Genomic DNA, 18,021 nt, shown 5'->3' on the forward strand with positions numbered 1-18,021 from the left:
AAATACACCCCCTCCCGCTCCTCCCTCCTGATGGCCCCGGCGCTGGCATGGCTCGCCGCCTTGATAGTGGTGCCGTGCGCGCTGGTGCTGGCGCTCGCCTTCTTCCGGCGCGGCATCTATGGCGGCATCGAATACACCTTCACGCTGGAGAATTTCGGCCTGGTCTTCGACCCGCTCTATGCCGGCATCTTCCTCAATTCGGCGCGCATCGCCGGCACCGCCACCCTGATCGCGGTGGTGATCGGCTATGCCGCCGCCTACGCCATCGCAGCCGCCCCGCGCCGGTGGCAGCCGGTGTTCCTGTTCTTCGCCGTGCTGCCGTTCTGGTCCAATTACCTCATCCGCACCTATGCGTGGATCGTGCTGCTCAACCGCGAAGGCCTGATCACGCAGTTGTTGCGCTGGTTCGGCTACACCGGCGAGCCACCATCGATGCTCTATACGGAAGGCGCGGTCATCGCCGGCCTCGTCTACAACTATTTGCCCTTCGTCATCCTCGCCTGCTACGCGCCACTGTCGCGCCTCAACCCGGAACTCGCCGAGGCCTCGCGTGACCTCGGCGCCTCCGCCGCCACCACATTCCGCCGTGTCATCCTGCCGCTGACCGTGCCGGGCATTGCCGCCGGCGCAGTGTTTGTCTTCGTGCTGTCGATCGGCAATTTCGTCACGCCCGCGCTGCTCGGCGGCGGCCGCTTCCAGATGATCGGCAACCTCGTCTACGACCAGTTCCTGACCGCCAACGACTGGCCGTTCGGCGCCGCGCTCGCGATGGCGCTGATCGCCATCATGCTTCTGGTGCTGATGGCGCAGGCGCTGGCCGCCAATCGCGCCTCGGGCCACGCCGCGCAAGCCGGCGGAGGCACCGATGGCTGAGCGCTCCCCCGCCACGCGGCGCACGCTCTGGCTCGTGCTGAGCCTGGTCTTCGCTTTCCTCTACATCCCGATCGCCGTGCTGGTGGCGCTGTCTTTCAACGAAGGTGGGCTGCCGACCGCATGGTCGGGATTCTCGCTGAAATGGTATGCCTCGCTGGCCTCGAACAGCGCCATCCTGTCCGCTGCGCTCAACACGCTGATCGTGGCGCTGGTGTCGACCGCAATCGCAACATTGCTCGGCACGCTGCTGGCGATCGGCATCGAGATGCGCCGGCAGTACGGCAAGGGCCTCGAAGCGCTGATCTTCGCGCCGATGATCATTCCCGACATCGTGCTGGCGATCGCGCTGCTGTCGTTGTTCTCCATGCTCAACCTGACCATGGGCCTGCACACGATCATCCTCGCCCATGTCGTCTTCAATCTCGCCTTCGTCTGCTCGGTGGTGCGCGCAAGGCTGAAGAGCTTCGACTGGTCGATCGTCGAGGCCTCCGCTGATCTCGGCGCCTCCGCGCTCACCACGTTCAGGCGGGTGACATTGCCGGTCATCGCGCCGGCGGTGATCGCCGGCGCGCTGCTCGCCTTCACGCTCTCGGTCGACGAGTTCATCATCGCCTTCTTCACCGCCGGCGCCGGCCGCGCATCGACGACGCTGCCGATGCAGATCTACGCCATGATCCGCTTCGGCATCACGCCGGAGATCAACGCGCTGGCGACCATAGTCATGGCGGTCTCGATCACCGCGCTGACCCTGTCGCAGCGGCTCAACCGTGGGATCATAGGCCAATGAGCGAACCCCGCACGCTTCTGGCCATCGATCATGTGTCGAAAAATTTCGGCCGGGTGACCGCCGTCGACGGCATCTCGCTCGACATCCGCGAGAATGAGTTCTTCGCGCTGCTCGGCCCGTCGGGCTGCGGCAAGACCACGCTGCTGCGCATGCTGGCAGGCTTCGAGACGCCCAATGAGGGGCGCATCCTGCTCGACGGCCGCGACATTGCCAAAACCCCGCCCAACAAGCGGCCGGTCAATCTGATGTTCCAGTCCTACGCGCTGTTTCCGCATATGAGCGTCCGCGCCAACGTCTCCTACGGCTTGGAGATGGAGCGCTTGCCGGCGTCGGAAATCCGCTCCCGCGTCGACGCCATCCTGGCGACAACCGAGCTGGTCCCCTTCACCGACCGCAAGCCGGAGCAACTGTCGGGCGGCCAGAAGCAGCGCGTCGCGCTCGCCCGCGCGCTGGTCAAGCGGCCGCGCCTGCTGCTGCTCGACGAGCCGCTTGGCGCGCTCGACAAGAAACTGCGCGGCGCCATGCAGCTGGAACTGAAGCGCCTGCAGCACGAGGTCGGCATTACCTTCGTCATCGTCACCCACGACCAGGAGGAGTCGCTTGTGATGGCCGACCGCATGGCGGTGCTCAAAGACGGCAGACTGCTGCAATGCGACACGCCGCACGCGATCTACGAGCATCCGGCCGACCGTTTCGTCGCCGACTTCATCGGCGTGATGAATTTTGTGCCCGGTAAAGCCGCCACCGACGGTGTAGTGGCTGCCAACGGAGCGCGTATCGCCGGCAAAGTGCCCGCCACACTCACAGCCGGTGCATCTGCTGTCGCGTCGGTGCGGCCCGAGCGCATCCGGCTGTTCCCATCGGTGGAGACCGCCAACCGCACCACCGGCACGGTCGAGGCGCTGGCCTATCAGGGGCTCGACCTACAGCTGCATGTCCGCACACCTCTGTCCCCAAAGCCGTTCCTGGTGCGCGTCACCGCTGATGCCGCCGACCGCCGGCCGGTCGCGTCGGGAGATCAGGTCGAACTCGGCTGGGACGCCGCCGATGTCAGAGTTTTCGCAGAATAAAGGAGAAGCCTGATGGCGCAGAAGACGATCGCGTTTTTTCCAGAAGCGGCCTACGGCCCGGCGCTCAATTCCGTCGGCATCGCCCAGGCGGTCGAGGCGCGCGGCCACAAAGCCGTTTTCCTGTCCGACCCCGGCTTTGTCGATGTCTACAAGGGCTACGGTTTCGAGGCGCATCCGGTGAACCTGTCGGAGCCGATGCCGCCCGAGCAGATGGCGAAATTCTGGGAGGATTTCATCAACGGCCACATCCCGAACTTCCGCAAATCGCCTTACGATCAGGTCGACAATTACGTCAAGGATTGCTGGACGGCGATCGTCGACAGCGCCAAATGGGCGCAGAAGGATCTGCCGCGCGTTCTCTCAGCCATCAAGCCGGATGTGATCTGCGTCGACAACGTCATCCTGTTTCCGGCCATCAAGCAGTTCGGCAAACCCTGGGTGCGCGTCATCTCCTGCTCGGAAAACGAGATCGACGACGAGGACATCCCGCCCCATCTCTCCGGCTGCGGCGAGAACGACCACGCCGGTCACCAGCGCTACCGCGATCATTTCAACGCGGTGATCAAGCCGATCCATGACGACTTCAACGCCTTCCTCGCCGCCAACAACGAGGCGCCTTATCCGATCGGCCAGTTCTTCGAGGCCTCGCCCTATTTGAACCTGCTGCTCTATCCCGAAGCGGCAAAGTTCAAGCGCCGCCACCCGCTCGACCCGGCAAAGTTCCAGTATCTGGAAGGCTGCGTGCGGCAGGAGAAACCCTACACGGTGCCGACATTCGCCAAAAACAATGACGGGCCGCTGCTCTATGTCTCCTTCGGCAGCCTCGGCGCCGGCGATGTCGACCTGTTGAAGCGCATTATCGCGACGCTGGGCAAGACGCGCTACCGGGCTCTGGTCAATGTCGGCGGCTACAAGGACCAGTACACGGACGTGCCCGCCAACGTGATCGTCGAGAGCTGGTTCCCGCAGCCTTCGGTTATCCCGCAGGTCGATGCGGTGATCCACCATGGCGGCAACAACTCCTTCACCGAGTGCCTCTATTTCGGCAAGCCGGCGATCATCATGCCCTATGTCTGGGACGGCCACGACAACGCCACCCGCGTAGAGGAAACCGGCCACGGCTTCGGCATGCCGCGCTACGACTGGACCGATGCCGAGCTGATTGCCAAGATCGAAACCTGCCTGACCGACCCGGCGATGAAAGCCAAGCTGGCGAAGACATCGGCGCAGATGCGCGCGCAGAATGGGCCGGAGAAAGCAGCCGGGTTGCTGGAGACGCTGCTATGACCTCCTCCGCTCCCCACCTCCACCAGGCCTCCACCCGCGCCGATCTCGTCGACTGGGGCGCCCAGCCGGATGCGTTGGACGGTGCCTCCCACTCGACCGGCAAACTCGTGCACAAAGGCCCGAACAACCAGCCGGAATCCGGCATCTGGGTGTGCACGCCAGGCCGCTGGCGCCTGAGCATCCCGCGCGATGAATTGTGCCATTTCGTCGCCGGCCGCGCGACCTACCGGTCCGATGTCGGTGAGCTGATAGAAATCTCCGCCGGGACCGTGGTCATGTTCCCTGCCGGCTGGACGGGTGAATGCACCGTGCATGAGACCATGCGCAACGTCTACATGCTGGCCTGACCACGGAGCTTGACGACATGCCGACACCGTACTGGCCGAAGGCCTCGAGCGTGGAACTGGAGGACTGGGGCGCGGGCAGCAACACGCTCGCCGGTTCGCCGCGCGCCTCGGGCAGGGTCCTGTCCCGGAACCCGGACGGATCGAGCGAATGCGGCCTGTGGTCATGCACGCCGGGTACGCGCAAGGTCACCTTTGGCGCCGACGAGTTCTGCCATTTCCTCTCAGGCCGTGGCAGCTATGTCCATGACGACGGCGAAGAGATCCCGGTCGAGGCCGGCACGCTGGTGTTCTTCCCCGCCGGCTGGACCGGCATCTCCATCATCAGGCAAACGCTGACCAAGGCCTTCATGTGCCGCTGAGCACTCTTTTCAAGGAAATCGACATGACCACACCCATCATGAAATCCCCGCTCACCATTACCGACCTCGTCGACTGGGGCGTCATCCCGACCATGATCGAGGGGCAATCCCACACCTCGGGCAAGCTGCTGTACAAGGGGCCGGAAGGCCGCTCCGAATGCGGGCTTTGGGTCTGCACACCAGGCAAATGGCACTGCCATGTCACCCGCGACGAGTTCTGCCACTTCCTCGAAGGACGCTGCACCTACGTCCACGAATCCGGCGAGGTCATCGAGATCGAACCGGACACCGCAGCTTTCTTCCCGCAGGACTGGAAGGGCGTCTGCACCGTCCATGAGACGATCAAGAAGGTCTACATGATCCGCTGAGCGGATCCGAGAGGATGTCCATGGATTTCTCCCCTGACCGGCCGACCTTCTTCGTCAACCCGGACTACCAGCCGATGGCAGGCACGGCAAAGCCGGTGATCGATCCGGCGACGATCGAAACAGTCGGCGCCATCGCTGCAGCCAGCGATAGCGAGATCGATGCCGTGCTCACCACCGCGACCAGGGCGCAGGCCGCCTGGAAAAAGCTCGACGCCAAGAGCCGCGCCAAGCACCTGCATGCCGTCGCCAACGCCATCGAGGTGGCCAACTTCACCCGCTGCGCCGAGCTGATGGTGCGCGAGATGGGCAAGCCCTACCCCGAAGCGATCGGCGAGATCGCCAACTGCGCGCCGATCTTCCGCTACTACGCCGAGATGGCGCGCGACGATGCCGGCAAGATCGCCGGCACGACGCAGGCCGGTTCGTTCCAGTATGCGCGCTACGAGCCCTATGGCGTATCCGTCCACATCATGCCCTACAACTTCCCGATCCTGCTGATGTGCTGGACGGTCGCCGCATCGCTCGCCGCCGGCAATGCCTGCGTCATCAAGCCGGCCGAGGCGACGACGCTGTCGACGCTGGACTACATGACCGTGTTCCGCTCGCTGCCGGAAGGGCTGGTCTCCTGCCTGCCTGGTGGAGCGGCCACGGCGCAGGCGCTGATCGCCTCCGAACGCACCCATGCGGTTGCCTTCACCGGCTCGGTCGCCGCCGGCAAGGCGGTGGCGGTGGCCTGCGCCGAACGCATGAAACCTTGCGTCATCGAGGCCGGCGGCAGCGATCCGCTGATCATAAGCGAGCATGCCCCGCTTGAGATCGCGGCGGCCGGCAGCGTCACCGCGGCCTTCCATCTCACCGGCCAGGTCTGCACCTCCGCCGAGCGTTTCTTCGTCGTCGATGCCGTTCATGACCGCTTCGTCGCGCTGTTCGCCGAAAGGACCCGGGCGCTGCGCATCGGCAACGGCATGGACAAGACCGAGATCGGCCCGCTGGTCAGCGAGGCCGCTCGCACCAAGGTCATGCGGCTGGTCGACGATGCCATCGCCCACGGCGCCGAGGCGGTCACCGGCGGACGCATCCCTCCGGCACACAACACGGGCTGGTTCTACGAGCCGACGATCCTGACCGGCGTCACCCCGGACATGGCAATCGTGCGCGAAGAATGCTTTGGACCGGTCGCCGCCATCTGCCGGGTCAGGGATTTCGACGAGGCGATCCGGCTTGCCAATGACAGCCCGTTCGGGCTCGGCGCCTCTGTCTTCACCACCGATCTGGCCGAAGCCCACGAGGCGGCTGAACGGCTCGAAGCCGGAATGGTCTGGGTCAACAACCCGCTGATCGACAATGATGCCCTGCCCTTCGGCGGCTGGAAGGCCTCGGGCCTCGGCCGCGAGCTCGGACGCCAGGGGCTCGACGCCTTCCGCCGCTCCAAAATGGTGATCATCGACCACAAGCCTGCAATCCAGGAATGGTGGTATCCGTACCCCGACAGCTGGTTCCGCGAGACCGGTGGCCGCAAGCACGTCTGAGTGTTTCGAACCTCGCCAGCTCCGGATAGCCAGCTCGGTGGCTATCCTGGGATAGCCAGTCCATGGCCGGGAAAAAGCGATGCCGCCGGGCGAAACCCGGCGGCATCTTTCTTCGATTGGCTACTGCCGTTTCAACGGCAAGTCGTTACGGCGTCGTTTCTGCTTCCATCGCGGCGGCCGTCTGGTCGATCTTGTCGGCAAGGACGCCCTGAGCCCAGGACGTGACCGCAGCGTCGACCGGCTTGTTGGCCATATCCGCCAGTGCCGCGTCGAGCGATGCATCATCGGTGCCGACCTCTGCCGCGGCAGCCGCCTCATTGGCGGCGGTGACCTCTGCCTCCTGGGCAGTGATTTCGGCCTCCAGATCCGTTATCCTCCCAGGCAAGGCCGCCTGATCTTCGGGCGTCATGGCCGCAATCTGCTCGGGCGTCAGCGACGTCAGCGCGGTCAACTGAGAATTCAGCGCATCCAGCTTCTCCTGGGCCGCTTCAGCGGCGGCCTGAGCAACCTTGGCTTTGGCGGACTGCGTCACGAAGGCCTGGATGGCAGCGAACTTCTTGCTCTTCGAGTTCATATAGGCGTTGATGTTGCGCTGAAGCGAGTTCAGCCGACCGAGCTTGGCGTGGATGTTCTTCTCCTTGGGAACCGACGAGACCTTTGTGGTCTTGTCGACCGTGGTGTCGTCCGTTTTGGCCTTTGCCACCTGCCCCCGAGCCGACGAAGACTTGCCGTGCGAACCGCCGCTCTTGCCATTGCTATTGCCGCCGTTACCGCCGGCATTGCCCCCGCCGTTGCCGTTGCCACCGCCATTGCCGCCGCCGTGCCCGTTGCCGCCGGCTCCGGCGAGCGCCGGAGACGCCAGAAGCGCCAATGCGGCAAGCGCCGCGAACAGAGTTTTCCGGTTTGTCATGGTAATCTCCTCGGGAATCGTCACCTGGCCCGACCGCTAGTGACCGTCCTATGAGAAATCGCTAATTGTACAGAGTAAACTTTAGACAAATGCTGTCTCAATACGCGATCTGCCGATCAGCCCGAAGCATAACCATCTGATATTAAACACGAATCAGCGCTCTTGAACGGCGATGGCACTGAAGTCCCATGCCGGCAGGACTATAGTCCTGCCGGAATCCAGCGGCATGGGTGAAAGTCGTGACGTGGTATATCGGAAAGGCTTTGAAACAGGGCAATTGATAAAGAAAGCACAAGTCTCAGCCGATACTTTCACCGCCGTCGATTACCAGCGCCTGGCCGGTCATGAAGGATGAGCGGTCGGAGACGAGGAACAGGATCGCTTCCGCGATCTCATCGGCGCTGGCCCAGCGTCCCATCGGAATCTTGGTGCGGACATAGGTTTCGATCGCCTCGCGTCCGCCCATCTGGGCGATGAACGGTTCGTTGAACGGCGTGTCGACCCAGCCCGGGCAGAGCGCGTTGACGCGGACATTGTGCCGGGCATAGTCGAGCGACATCTGCCGCGTCATTGCCACTACCGCGTGTTTGGAAGTGGCGTAAGCGATCATCTCGCGGTCGTAGAACACGCCCGAATTGGAGGCGGTATTGAGGATGACACCACCGCCTCGTGCGACCATCGACGGCATGACCATCCTGGCCGCCAGGAACTGCGCCCGCACATTGACCCGCCATGACGCGTCCATGCCGCCGACCTCGACCTCGGTCAGCGTTCCGCCGACCTGGATGCCGGCGTGATTGTGCAGGATGTCGATGCGCCTGTGCCTCTCGATCGTGCCGGCAATGAGCTTTTCCAGCGCCCCATCGTCCGCGACGTCAGTGGCGATCGCCTCGGCCTGCCCGCCCACTGCCCTTATGTCCGAAGCCGTTGCTTCGCCGGCGGCCTGATCCCTGTCGGCGATGACGACCACCGCGCCTTCCCTGCCCATGATCATGGCGCCGGCGCGCCCGATGCCGGAGCCGGCGCCGGTCACGACGGCGATGCGGTCTTTGAGGATCATGATGCGACTTTCAGTTCGACGGCTTGCGCTGGCGCAATTGCCATTGGGCAAGCACCACAAGCAGCACGGAAGCGACGAGCACGATCGTCGCGATGGCGTTGATCTCCGGCGTCACGCCGCGCCGGATCGACGCGAAGACATAGATCGGCAGCGTCGTCTGCGCCCCGGCGACGAAGAAGGCCACAATGAAATCGTCGAAGGAGAAGGTGAAGGCGAGCAGGAAACCGGCAACGACGGCCGGCATGATCTGCGGCAGCACGATCGAGCGGAACGTCGTCAATGGCGTGGCGTAGAGATCGCTCGACGCCTCGACCAGATTGCGGTCGAGGCTGCCGAGACGCGTGCCGACGATCATCGTCACCAGCGCCATGGAGAACAGGCCGTGCGCCGCGATGATCGAGCCGTAGCCGAGCGCCAGGCGCGGCGGCTGGTCGTCGGGCCAGATCGAGGCGAGGAACGGATTGACGACCGTGAACAGCTGGACGAGCGCGACCAGTGTCGAAATGCCGATGACGACGCCCGGAACGACGATCGCGGCGCCCAGAAGCGCATCGAAGACCGCGCGTGTTCTGATGCCGACGCGCGCCAGGCCGAGTGCCGCCGCAGTGCCGCACAACGCCGCCAGCAAGGCGCTGGTGGTGGCGATGAACAGGCTGTTCTTCAGCGCTTCGACCAGGAACGGGTTCGCCAGCGCCTTGCCGTACCATTGCACCGAAAAGCCGGTGAACTCGCTGGCATGGTGGCCGGCGTTGAAGGAGAACAGCACGACCAGTGCGATCGGCAGATAGAGGAAGGCGAACACCACAATGACGAAGGCGCGCATCAGATCAAATCCACCCGGCGGGCGCCCGAAACCCGGGTCGAAATGCGATTGGCGGCAATCAGCACCACCACCGAAACCAGCACCAGCGTGATCGCGATGGCCGAACCGAACGGCCAGTTGCGCGATTGCAGGAACAGGTCGACCAGCGCATTGCCGATAAAGAACACCTTGCCGCCGCCAAGCAGCGTCGGGATCAGATATTCGCCCAGCAGCAGGATCATGACCAGCGAGAAGCCGGTCATCACGCCCGGCAGCGACAGTTTCAGGGTCACGCCGAGGAAGGTCGAGAGCGGCGTCGCGCCGAGATCGGCGGAGGCTTCCAGCAGCCGGCGGTCGAGCCGCTCAAGGCTGACATAGATCGGCAGGATCATCAGCGGCAGGTAGCCATAGACGATGCCGAGCAGCACCGCGCCCGGCGTGTTGATCAGCCTGATATCCTCGAAACCGATATAGGACAGCAGAGCCGGGATGCCGCGCCCGCCCAGGATATACATCCAGGCATAGGTCCGCATCAAAAGGCTGGTCCAGAACGGAATGACGACTAGCGCCAGCAGGATCAGCCGCCAGCGCTGCGGTGCGCGCAGAGCAAGATAATAAGCAACGGGATAAGCGACGAGCAGACAGGCGAGCGCCCCTATCGGCGCCAGCACCATCGTGTTCCAGAAGGCAGCCGCCCGCGCCGGAAGATTGGCATATTGCGCGAAGGTGAAAGCCGCTTGATAGCCGCCTTCCGGCGCCCGTTCGCCGACGCTGAACACCGCGATGGCAATGAATGGCAGCACCAGAAACACCACCAGCCACGCGGTCGCCGGACCGAGCAGCATGGCGGTCGTGAGGTTGTGACGAAATCTATTGCCGCGCATTGAAAACCGCCCCGATACCGGCGGACATATGCCCGCCGGTCAATTGTCCGCGCCAGACCGCCCCTCAGGCCGACTTGAAGCGCGCCATCAGCTCTGCGCGGCCGGGATCTGTCAGCGTTGCCGCCGCGCCGAATTCCAGCGGCGTCAACAGGTCGGCCGCCGGATAGAGGATCGGATTGTCGAGCACTTCCTTGGGCAGCAGCTTGTTGACCCGCGCATCGGTCGACGGCGCACCATTGGCCAGATGCTCCTTCACCGCCACCTGCGGGTTCATCAGGTAGTTGAGCAGGGCGTAGCCGGCCGGCTTGTTCGGCGCATCTTTCGGAATGGCGTAGAAATCGGTCCAGATCTCGCCGCCTTCCTTGCCCAGCACATAGGCGATCTCGGGAATGTCGCGATGCAACTGCGCGCCATCGTTCGTCCAGCACATCGTCATCCAGGCGTCGCCGGCGCGCATGCCCGGCTGGTAGTCGGAGGAGACCGCGAACAGATGCGGCTTGACCTTGAGCAGCAGTTCCTCCGCCTTGGCGAGCTCGTCTTGCTTCAACGAGTTGAACGAATAGCCGTAATATTTCAGCGCATTGCCGATCGTGGTCAGCTGGTAGTCGTGCACCATGGTGCGGCTGTCGCCTTCGGCCATGGCGGTATCCCAGAACTCCTTCCAGGTGGTCATCGGCTTGGTCAGCTTCTTCGTGTTGACGGCAAAGCCGGTGGTGCCCCAGTTCTTCGGCACCGCATAGGTCACCGCATCGATCGTGCCTTCCCCAGTGAAGCGGGGATCTTGCTGCGAGCCGTCGAAATTCGGCAGCTTCGCCATCTCCAGCGGCTCGATGATGCCGAGTTTCTTGTAGGTGGAAATCGTGTAGTTGGTCGGCACGAACAGGCTCCAGCCCGAGGCTCCGGCCTGCAGCTTGGCCAGCATCTCCTCATTGGAGCCGAACACATTGACCTCGACGGCGACGCCGGTGTCCTTCTTGAAGTTCTCGAAGGTCGCCGGATCATGATAGTTCGGCCAGGTGGCGATCGACATGCGGTCGCCAAGGCTTTCCGCGGCGAAGGCCGGTGTCGGCATGATGCCGATCTCGCGCGCCATCACCGCCGTGGCAATGCCAAGGCCGGTAAGGCCGAGGAAGTCGCGGCGGCCGATCGAGCCGCGCTTGAGGCGCATCAACTGGTCGACGAATTTCTCGGAACTTATCGGCAGTCCGTCACGATATGATTTCGACATGTTTATCTACCCTCTGGTTGGCCCCGTTGTTCTTGGTCTCCGCAAACGCCAGCGGCGTTCCGGAGGCAAAGCCGATGGCGACGGGTTCACCCGGCTTGAAGAGATTGCCGTGGCCGATCAGGTGATCGGCCTTGGCCAGCAGCGTTCCGATGCCCTGGACCTCGATCGCGTATTCCGCTGTCGAGCCGAGGAAAATTCGGTTGCGGACGATGCCCTTGAAAGGGCCGCCCGTCTGAGCGCCAAGGCTGAGCGATTCAGGACGAAGGCTGACCGAAACGGCCTCACCTTGCTGCAGGGCGGTGCGCTTGCGCGCTGCAATGACGGTGCCGTCGGCAAGCGCCACCTCCACCAGATCGCCCGAATGTCCGGCGACGGTACCGCTCAAGAGGTTGGTCTTGCCGACGAAATCGGCGACGAACAAATCGGCCGGTTCGTCATAGATCTCGCTCGGCTGCCCGAGCTGGACGATGCGGCCGCCGTTCATGACGCAGACGAAATCGCTCATCGACAGCGCTTCCTCCTGGTCGTGCGTGACCAGCACGAAGGTGATGCCGATCTCGCGCTGCAGGTTCTGCAGCTCGATCTGCATGTCGGTGCGCAGCTTCTTGTCGAGCGCAGCCAGCGGCTCGTCGAGCAAGAGCACCGCCGGCTTGTTGACCAGGGCTCGTGCCAGCGCCACACGCTGCTGCTGGCCGCCCGACAGTTCGTGGATCTTGCGGCGGCCATAGCCGGCGAGCCGCACCATTTCGAGCGCCTCGCCCGCTCTTGAGGCGATCTCGCGCGAAGACAGCCTTGGCCGCGCCTGGCGCAGCCCGTAGGCGACATTGTCCTCGACATCGAGATGCGGAAACAGCGCGTATTGCTGGAACACCATGTTGACCGGCCGCCGGTAGGGCGGCGTGCCGGCCATGTCCTGGCCGCGAATGAACACCCGGCCTTCGCTCGGCTGCTCGAAGCCGCCGATCATGCGCAGGCAGGTGGTCTTGCCGCAGCCGGACGGCCCGAGCAACGCGACAAAGGCGGAGGGCGGGACAGCGAGATCGATGCCGCTGACCGCGGTCACCGCGCCATAGCGCTTGGTGACGCCGCGAAACTCGATGTCCGGCACTGCGGTCAAGGCTGATGGCTCCAGCAACAGGGCAATATCGGGACGCTACCAGAGCCAATGGCGGCTAGTATATACCTCTCAGGTGGTATATCTGATCTATTTTCTCGTTTAAGGGGGTATAGATTGTCCCGCAGCGACGAATACAGCCAGCTCGCCACGCTCGTCGCGGCGACGCGGGAGACCAGTGGCGACCTGTTCGGCAATGCGCTGGTCGATTGGCTGCGGCTCCATGTCAGCTTCGACCACTGCGTGGTGTTCGGCTATCGCGGCGCGGCGCGCCCGCCGCTGCTGTTCGAAACCTTCTCGCCGGCCGAAAGCCACGTCTTCGTCGCGCTCTACCAGGAGGGACCCTATCTGCTCGACCCGTTCCATCACGCGGCGGTCGAGCGCAAGGAAGGGTTCTGGCGCATGCGCGAACTGGCGCCGGACCGCTTCTATGCCAGCGAGTATTTCCGCTCCTACTACAGCCAGACCAGGCTGGCCGAGGAGGTCGGCTTCTTCGTGCCGTTACCGGGCAAGGATGCGCTGGTGCTCTCACTGATGCGGCTGCGCGCTTCAGGCCCGTTCGGCACCGCCGATGCCAGATTGCTGCGCGACATGGCGCCGGCGGTGATCAGCTTCGCCAGGCTGCGCTGGCCCGCCCTTCCGGCCGACGAACCGGCAGAGGCGCAGCAGGACGAGACAACCACTCCGGTCAACGAGTTCGACCGCGCCCACATCTGGCAGAGCCTGTCGCTGACGCCGCGCGAAAAACATGTCGTCGACCTTGTGCTGCAGGGGCATTCGACGGAATCGATCGCCAGGGCCATGCGCATCGTGCCGGGAACCGTGAAGGTCCATCGCCGCAACATCTACCGCAAGCTCAAGATCAAGTCGCAGGCTGGCCTGTTCGCACGTTTCGTCGAGATCATCGACGCGCGGATAAGGTAGCTACTTCGCCCCCGCCGCTTACCTGGGCAATCGCTTCGGATTTCGAATTCGCGTCACTTTTTTGCGAACGCCGGCGCTGCCCCTCACCTGCCTGCCGGCATCCTCTCCCCGTATAGGGACGGGGAGAGGGGCGCAGTAATTACCGGTTTCGCCAATGTCCAACGTTGCAAGACAGGCGACGAGGTTATCGCGAGCCCCTTCTCCCCGTCACTATACGGGGAGTCGAGGCGTGGTCCGCGCAGCGGACGAAAAGCCAACTGCTTGGCTTTTCGAACAACGAACGCCCGGCAGGGCGATGAGGGGCAGCGCAGACCTCGACAATTGGGTGGATTGCCCATGACGATTGATCAGGCTATCGCGTCGCCGTTCCACGACCCGGTCTCGACCATCCGCTTCAGCAGGGGCGCCGGCTTGAACACGTCCTTGCCTGTCCGTTGATGCCAGTACTCGAGCCGCTCGATGATCCTGGCCGGGCCTTCGAGGCCAGCCCAGAACATCGGCCCGCCCTTGCCGATGGGAAAGCCGTAGCCATTGACCCAGACGACATCGATGTCGGACGCACGGGCCGCTATGCCTTCCTCAAGGATCTTGGCGCCCTCGTTGACCAGGGGGTAAAGCGTGCGCTCGATGATTTCCTCCGCACTGATCGCGCGCGGCACGATGCCCTTCTCCGCGGCCTTGTCGCGGATCAGCGCTTCAACCTCGGGATCCGGCACTGGTGTACGCGCGCCAGCCTCGTAAAGGTAAAAACCCCGGCCGGTCTTCTGGCCGAAACGCCCCTGTTCGCACAGCGTGTCGGCGATCACGGCCGACAGGCCACGCGCCTTGCGGTTGCGCCAGCCAATGTCGAGACCGGCGAGATCGCCCATCTGGAAAGGCCCCATCGGCCAGCCGAAATCGGTGAAGACCTGGTCGATCTGGCTGGGCGTCGCGCCTTCCAGAAGAAGCGCTTCCGATTCCGAGCCGCGCGCGGCCAGCATGCGGTTGCCGACGAAGCCGTGGCAGACGCCGACGACAACGGCCACCTTGCCGATCCGCCGCGCCAGGTCGACGACGGTCGCCAGCGCATCGGGCGCGGTCTTGTCGGCGCGCACGATCTCCAGGAGCTTCATGACATTGGCCGGCGAGAAGAAATGCAGGCCGAGCACGTCCTGCGGCCGCGAGGTCGAGGCGGCGATTTCGTTGATGTCGAGATAGGAGGTGTTGGTGGCGAGGATCGCGCCCGGTTTGGCCACCGCTTCGAGCTTGCCGAACACCTCCTTCTTGACCGCCATGTCCTCGAACACCGCCTCTACGATCAGGTCGCAATCGGCGAGATCGGCATAATCGGTGGAGCCCTTGAACTGGGCGAGCCGCTCGCGCTTGGCGACTTCGCTTAGCGAACCGCGCGTGACGGACACCGAGTAGTTTCTGTCGATCGTCGCCAAGCCGCGCTGCAATGCCTCATGGCTGGTTTCCAGCAAAGTCACGGGATAGCCGCCATTGGCGAAGGCCATGGCGATGCCGCCGCCCATCGTGCCGGCGCCGATGACGCCGACGCGGGCAATCCTGCGTTTGACGATGTCTTTTCCCGAAACCTTTGCCGCCTCACGTTCGGCGAAGAACAAATGCCGCTGCGCCCGCGACTGGTCGCTGCCGACCAGTTTCACGAACAACGCACGTTCCGCCGCCAGCGCCGCATCGAAGGGCAGCGTGACGGCATTGCGCACCGACTGCGCGCAGGCGATCGGCGCCTCGAGCCCGCGCGCTTTCCTGGCAAGATCCGCAGCCTCGGCGTCGAAAGCCGCCAGGTCGGTCTCCTTGAGTCCCTGATTGCGATCACGCACCGGCGTGAAGGGGCCACCCTTGCGGGCGATTTCCCCAGCGAAGTTCACGGCATGCGTGGCCAGATCGCCATCGAAGACAGCGTCGACGAGGCCGGCTTCATGCGCCTCGGTCGCGCCGATCGGCGTACCGGAGACGATCATCCTGAGCGCCTTCGTCGCGCCGACAAGGCGCGGCAGCCGTACCGTGCCGCCACCGCCCGGCAACAGGCCGAGCTTGACTTCCGGCAGGCCGAGCTTGGCGCCGACGTCGGCGATACGGAAATGGCAGCCGAGCGCCAGCTCCAGCCCGCCGCCGAGGGCGGTGCCGTGGATGGCGGCTAGCGTTGGCTTGGCGATGGTTTCCAGCGTCGCCACGATGGCGCGCAGCTCCGGCTGCTGCATCGGCTTGCCGAATTCGGTGATGTCGGCGCCAGCGACAAAGGTCCGGCCGGCGCATGCAATGACGATGGCGGCAACCGAAGCATCGTCGCGCAACTCAACCAGCGCCTGCATCAGCGGCTCGCGGACATGGAAGCTCAGCGCGTTGACCGGCGGGTTGTCGATGGTGACGACGGCGACATCGCCGTGGCGGCTGACCTTCACGAAATCGGACACGCAAACCTCCCAGCGCTATTCAGCGGCCGTGGCCGCGCGAACGGGATTTACAGCGCTATGACGCCGATTGGAACCGGATGTCGGCCTGGCACAATGATTACAGGCCTGGGACGACGAAGGCGGAGCCTACCGCGGCGCCTTCTGCCCGCCCGCCGCCGTGATCACCCCGACAATGATCAGCCCCGTGAGCAGCAATCGCACCCCGGCACTCACCCCAAACGTGTTGAGCATGGTCAAAAGCAGCACCAGGAACAGCGCCGCGCCCCAGACCCCGGGCACATTGGCCTTGCCGCCGGCGACCGACGTGCCGCCGATGACGACGACCGCGATCGAGGCCAGCAGATACTCATTGCCGATATCGACATTGGCGCCACGGAAATAGCCGGCGAGCAGCGCGCCGTCGATGCCGCCGAGCGCACCAGACAGCGTGTAGGTGAGGAAACGGATGCGGCCGACATTGACGCCGGCGAGCCAGGCGGCGCGGATATTCTGGCCGATCGCCAGCACCGAGCGGCCATAGATCATGCGCTGCAGGGCGATGGCCGCACCGATGGTGAACAGCACGGTGAGGATGGCCAGCACCGGAATGCCGAGTATCTGCCGGTTGGCGAAATCGGCGAAGCCCGGCGGCGGCTTGATCTGCAAGCCGCGTCCGTAGCTGATGTCGATCGACTGGATGATGAAGCTGGCCGACAGCGTGGCGATGATCGGCGGGATGCGCAGCGCCCAGATCAGCAGATAGTTGGCGGCGCCGATCGCCGCCCCGCAGGCAAGCGCCGCCAGCAGCCCGACCACGATCATGGAATCATTGCCGTCCATCACTTTCATCGCGACGGCGCTGGCAAGGCCGATATTGGCCGGCAGCGACAGGTCGACATTGCCCGGGCCGAGTGTGATGACGAACATCTGGCCGACGCCGACAATGACGGTGAACACCGCCAGCGACAGGGCCGCCGTCACCATGCCGCCGGCGCCATAACCGCCGGTGAAGGCGATCGTCGCCAGCCACACCAGAAGCGCGCCAATGAACGACCAGATCCAGGGTTTGGCGAGCAGCGATTTCACCGATGTCATCGCTCACCTCTCCTTGCGGCTGATCAGCACCCGCGCCGCCAGCACGATGATGAGGATGGCGCCGTTGGCGGCAACCTGCCAATCGGGTGGAATGTGCATGAAGGTGAGCAGCGGCGAGGCCGCCAGCGCCAGCGTCAGCGCGCCGATCACAGCACCTATCGGCGACACCCGGCCGCCGACGAATTCGCCGCCGCCGAGGATGACGCCGGCGATCGCCAGCAGCGTGTAGCCATTGCCGATATTGGCGTCGGCCGAGGTGGTGATGCCGATCAGCGCCATGCCGGACAGCACGCCGAACAGACCGGCCAGCGCAAACAGCACGATCTTGGTCTTGAGCAGCGACCAGCCGGCGCGGCCGAGTGCCGCCGGATTGCCGCCGGAGCCGCGCAGGATCACGCCATAGGAAGTGCGCATCAGGCCGAAATGAACGATGAGGCCGATCAGCAGCGCGGCGATGATCGGGAACGGAATGAAGGGCGGCTTGAACGCCATCAGCCCGAGCAGCCAGTCCGGCGCCTTGCCGCCCGGTTTGGGCAAGACGAGAATGGCAAGCCCCTGCCAGACGAAACTCATGCCGAGCGTCACCACGATCGAAGGCAAATTGCGCAGATGGATCAGCGCGCCGAGCAGCGCATAGACGCCTATCGACCCGAGCAGGATCATCACGCCGATGAGCGGCGCGTCCTTCAGCCAGGTCGCCGTGACACAGCCGACGAAGCCGACGAAAGTACCGATCGACAGGTCGAGCTCGTTTCCGGCGATAACGAACATCTGCGCGATGGTCGCCAGCGCGATCGGGATCGCCAAATTGAGCATCAGGCTGAACCCGAAATAGCTGATGGCGCGCGGGTTGAGCCAGGCGATGGCGAGCAGCACCAGCGCCAGCGACAGCGCCGGCAGCAGCCCGCGCAACAGACGGGCACGGGCCAGTGCGCCTCGCTCGGCGGACGTCCTGGCGGCGGTGTCGAGGCTGGCGGCCGTCATC

18 protein-coding genes are annotated in these 18,021 nt (G+C 64.3%); 9 read left to right on the plus strand and 9 right to left on the minus strand.

Going from position 1 to position 18,021, the window contains the following annotated elements; translation table 11 throughout:
* Positions 1-30: 30 nt before the first annotated feature.
* The 8 genes from NP503_RS16340 to NP503_RS16375 are packed head-to-tail and all read left to right on the plus strand — an operon-like array spanning position 31 to position 6,620.
* On the plus strand, positions 31-873 hold the full coding sequence (locus tag NP503_RS16340; RefSeq protein ID WP_127266981.1) for an ABC transporter permease: 843 nt from the start codon (positions 31-33) through the stop codon (positions 871-873).
* Positions 866-1,660 carry an ABC transporter permease gene (locus NP503_RS16345; protein ID WP_127266969.1) on the plus strand — a complete coding sequence of 265 codons (795 nt, stop codon included), beginning with the start codon at positions 866-868 and terminating at the stop codon, positions 1,658-1,660. Before NP503_RS16340 ends, NP503_RS16345 begins: the two co-directional genes overlap by 8 nt.
* Positions 1,657-2,730 (plus strand): ABC transporter ATP-binding protein, encoded by a 1,074-nt coding sequence (locus NP503_RS16350; RefSeq protein WP_127266970.1) that lies wholly within the window; start codon positions 1,657-1,659, stop codon positions 2,728-2,730. The genes NP503_RS16345 and NP503_RS16350 overlap by 4 nt, the downstream gene beginning before the upstream one ends.
* Before the next feature lie 12 nt (positions 2,731-2,742).
* Positions 2,743-4,017: a glycosyltransferase gene (locus tag NP503_RS16355; RefSeq protein ID WP_127266971.1), complete on the plus strand. Its 1,275-nt coding sequence runs from the start codon at positions 2,743-2,745 to the stop codon at positions 4,015-4,017.
* The gene (locus NP503_RS16360) at positions 4,014-4,364 is read left to right on the plus strand and encodes a cupin domain-containing protein (RefSeq protein ID WP_127266972.1); all 351 of its coding nucleotides are present in this window, start codon (positions 4,014-4,016) and stop codon (positions 4,362-4,364) included. Before NP503_RS16355 ends, NP503_RS16360 begins: the two co-directional genes overlap by 4 nt.
* Positions 4,365-4,381: 17 nt before the next feature.
* Positions 4,382-4,723: a cupin domain-containing protein gene (locus NP503_RS16365; RefSeq protein WP_127266973.1), complete on the plus strand. Its 342-nt coding sequence runs from the start codon at positions 4,382-4,384 to the stop codon at positions 4,721-4,723.
* Between the two features lie 23 nt (positions 4,724-4,746).
* Complete coding sequence (locus NP503_RS16370; protein ID WP_013528939.1) at positions 4,747-5,091, plus strand: cupin domain-containing protein; 345 nt, start codon at positions 4,747-4,749, stop codon at positions 5,089-5,091.
* Positions 5,092-5,111: 20 nt separating this feature from the next.
* Positions 5,112-6,620: an aldehyde dehydrogenase gene (locus NP503_RS16375; RefSeq protein WP_127266974.1), complete on the plus strand. Its 1,509-nt coding sequence runs from the start codon at positions 5,112-5,114 to the stop codon at positions 6,618-6,620.
* 145 nt (positions 6,621-6,765) lie between these two features.
* Here the strand turns inward: NP503_RS16375 and NP503_RS16380 are convergent, their stop codons facing one another.
* From NP503_RS16380 to NP503_RS16405, 6 genes are all read right to left on the minus strand, one after another.
* The gene (locus tag NP503_RS16380) at positions 6,766-7,530 is read right to left on the minus strand and encodes a hypothetical protein (protein ID WP_127266975.1); all 765 of its coding nucleotides are present in this window, start codon (positions 7,528-7,530) and stop codon (positions 6,766-6,768) included.
* A gap of 298 nt (positions 7,531-7,828) precedes the next feature.
* Positions 7,829-8,590 (minus strand): SDR family NAD(P)-dependent oxidoreductase, encoded by a 762-nt coding sequence (locus NP503_RS16385; protein WP_127266976.1) that lies wholly within the window; start codon positions 8,588-8,590, stop codon positions 7,829-7,831.
* Between the two features lie 10 nt (positions 8,591-8,600).
* Positions 8,601-9,413, minus strand: a complete 813-nt coding sequence (locus NP503_RS16390) for an ABC transporter permease (RefSeq protein WP_127266977.1) — start codon at positions 9,411-9,413, stop codon at positions 8,601-8,603.
* Positions 9,413-10,276: an ABC transporter permease gene (locus NP503_RS16395; RefSeq protein WP_127266978.1), complete on the minus strand. Its 864-nt coding sequence runs from the start codon at positions 10,274-10,276 to the stop codon at positions 9,413-9,415. The genes NP503_RS16390 and NP503_RS16395 overlap by 1 nt, the downstream gene beginning before the upstream one ends.
* A 64-nt stretch (positions 10,277-10,340) precedes the next feature.
* A complete protein-coding gene (locus NP503_RS16400; protein WP_127266979.1) occupies positions 10,341-11,504 on the minus strand; it encodes a PotD/PotF family extracellular solute-binding protein in 1,164 nt (387 codons plus the stop codon).
* Positions 11,485-12,621 (minus strand): ABC transporter ATP-binding protein, encoded by a 1,137-nt coding sequence (locus NP503_RS16405; protein WP_127270017.1) that lies wholly within the window; start codon positions 12,619-12,621, stop codon positions 11,485-11,487. Before NP503_RS16405 ends, NP503_RS16400 begins: the two co-directional genes overlap by 20 nt.
* Positions 12,622-12,735: 114 nt before the next feature.
* Between NP503_RS16405 and NP503_RS16410 the strand changes: the two genes are divergently transcribed.
* Positions 12,736-13,542 carry a LuxR C-terminal-related transcriptional regulator gene (locus NP503_RS16410; protein WP_127270019.1) on the plus strand — a complete coding sequence of 269 codons (807 nt, stop codon included), beginning with the start codon at positions 12,736-12,738 and terminating at the stop codon, positions 13,540-13,542.
* Positions 13,543-13,889: 347 nt separating this feature from the next.
* Here NP503_RS16410 and NP503_RS16415 read toward each other — a convergent pair whose 3' ends face one another.
* From NP503_RS16415 to NP503_RS16425, 3 genes are all read right to left on the minus strand, one after another.
* Positions 13,890-15,962, minus strand: coding sequence for a 3-hydroxyacyl-CoA dehydrogenase NAD-binding domain-containing protein (locus NP503_RS16415; protein ID WP_127270021.1), 2,073 nt, complete (start codon positions 15,960-15,962; stop codon positions 13,890-13,892).
* Between the two features lie 126 nt (positions 15,963-16,088).
* The gene (locus NP503_RS16420; protein ID WP_127270023.1) at positions 16,089-17,036 is read right to left on the minus strand and encodes an ABC transporter permease; all 948 of its coding nucleotides are present in this window, start codon (positions 17,034-17,036) and stop codon (positions 16,089-16,091) included.
* A gap of 3 nt (positions 17,037-17,039) precedes the next feature.
* Positions 17,040-18,020 carry an ABC transporter permease gene (locus NP503_RS16425; protein WP_164748786.1) on the minus strand — a complete coding sequence of 327 codons (981 nt, stop codon included), beginning with the start codon at positions 18,018-18,020 and terminating at the stop codon, positions 17,040-17,042.
* Between the last annotated feature and the right edge of the window lies 1 nt (position 18,021).

The sequence above is a fragment of the Mesorhizobium sp. SEMIA396 genome (assembly GCF_024518615.1).
Lineage (GTDB): Bacteria > Pseudomonadota > Alphaproteobacteria > Rhizobiales > Rhizobiaceae > Mesorhizobium.

What these genes read in the sequence shown, in the direction of transcription:
- NP503_RS16340 (WP_127266981.1), top strand. Translation starts at nt 31, where the DNA reads ATGGCCCCGGCGCTGGCATGGCTCGCCGCCTTGATAGTGGTGCCGTGC.
- NP503_RS16345 (WP_127266969.1), top strand. Translation starts at nt 866, where the DNA reads ATGGCTGAGCGCTCCCCCGCCACGCGGCGCACGCTCTGGCTCGTGCTG.
- NP503_RS16350 (WP_127266970.1), top strand. Translation starts at nt 1,657, where the DNA reads ATGAGCGAACCCCGCACGCTTCTGGCCATCGATCATGTGTCGAAAAAT.
- NP503_RS16355 (WP_127266971.1), top strand. Translation starts at nt 2,743, where the DNA reads ATGGCGCAGAAGACGATCGCGTTTTTTCCAGAAGCGGCCTACGGCCCG.
- NP503_RS16360 (WP_127266972.1), top strand. Translation starts at nt 4,014, where the DNA reads ATGACCTCCTCCGCTCCCCACCTCCACCAGGCCTCCACCCGCGCCGAT.
- NP503_RS16365 (WP_127266973.1), top strand. Translation starts at nt 4,382, where the DNA reads ATGCCGACACCGTACTGGCCGAAGGCCTCGAGCGTGGAACTGGAGGAC.
- NP503_RS16370 (WP_013528939.1), top strand. Translation starts at nt 4,747, where the DNA reads ATGACCACACCCATCATGAAATCCCCGCTCACCATTACCGACCTCGTC.
- NP503_RS16375 (WP_127266974.1), top strand. Translation starts at nt 5,112, where the DNA reads ATGGATTTCTCCCCTGACCGGCCGACCTTCTTCGTCAACCCGGACTAC.
- NP503_RS16380 (WP_127266975.1), bottom strand. Translation starts at nt 7,530, where the DNA reads ATGACAAACCGGAAAACTCTGTTCGCGGCGCTTGCCGCATTGGCGCTT.
- NP503_RS16385 (WP_127266976.1), bottom strand. Translation starts at nt 8,590, where the DNA reads ATGATCCTCAAAGACCGCATCGCCGTCGTGACCGGCGCCGGCTCCGGC.
- NP503_RS16390 (WP_127266977.1), bottom strand. Translation starts at nt 9,413, where the DNA reads ATGCGCGCCTTCGTCATTGTGGTGTTCGCCTTCCTCTATCTGCCGATC.
- NP503_RS16395 (WP_127266978.1), bottom strand. Translation starts at nt 10,276, where the DNA reads ATGCGCGGCAATAGATTTCGTCACAACCTCACGACCGCCATGCTGCTC.
- NP503_RS16400 (WP_127266979.1), bottom strand. Translation starts at nt 11,504, where the DNA reads ATGTCGAAATCATATCGTGACGGACTGCCGATAAGTTCCGAGAAATTC.
- NP503_RS16420 (WP_127270023.1), bottom strand. Translation starts at nt 17,036, where the DNA reads ATGACATCGGTGAAATCGCTGCTCGCCAAACCCTGGATCTGGTCGTTC.
- NP503_RS16425 (WP_164748786.1), bottom strand. Translation starts at nt 18,020, where the DNA reads ATGACGGCCGCCAGCCTCGACACCGCCGCCAGGACGTCCGCCGAGCGA.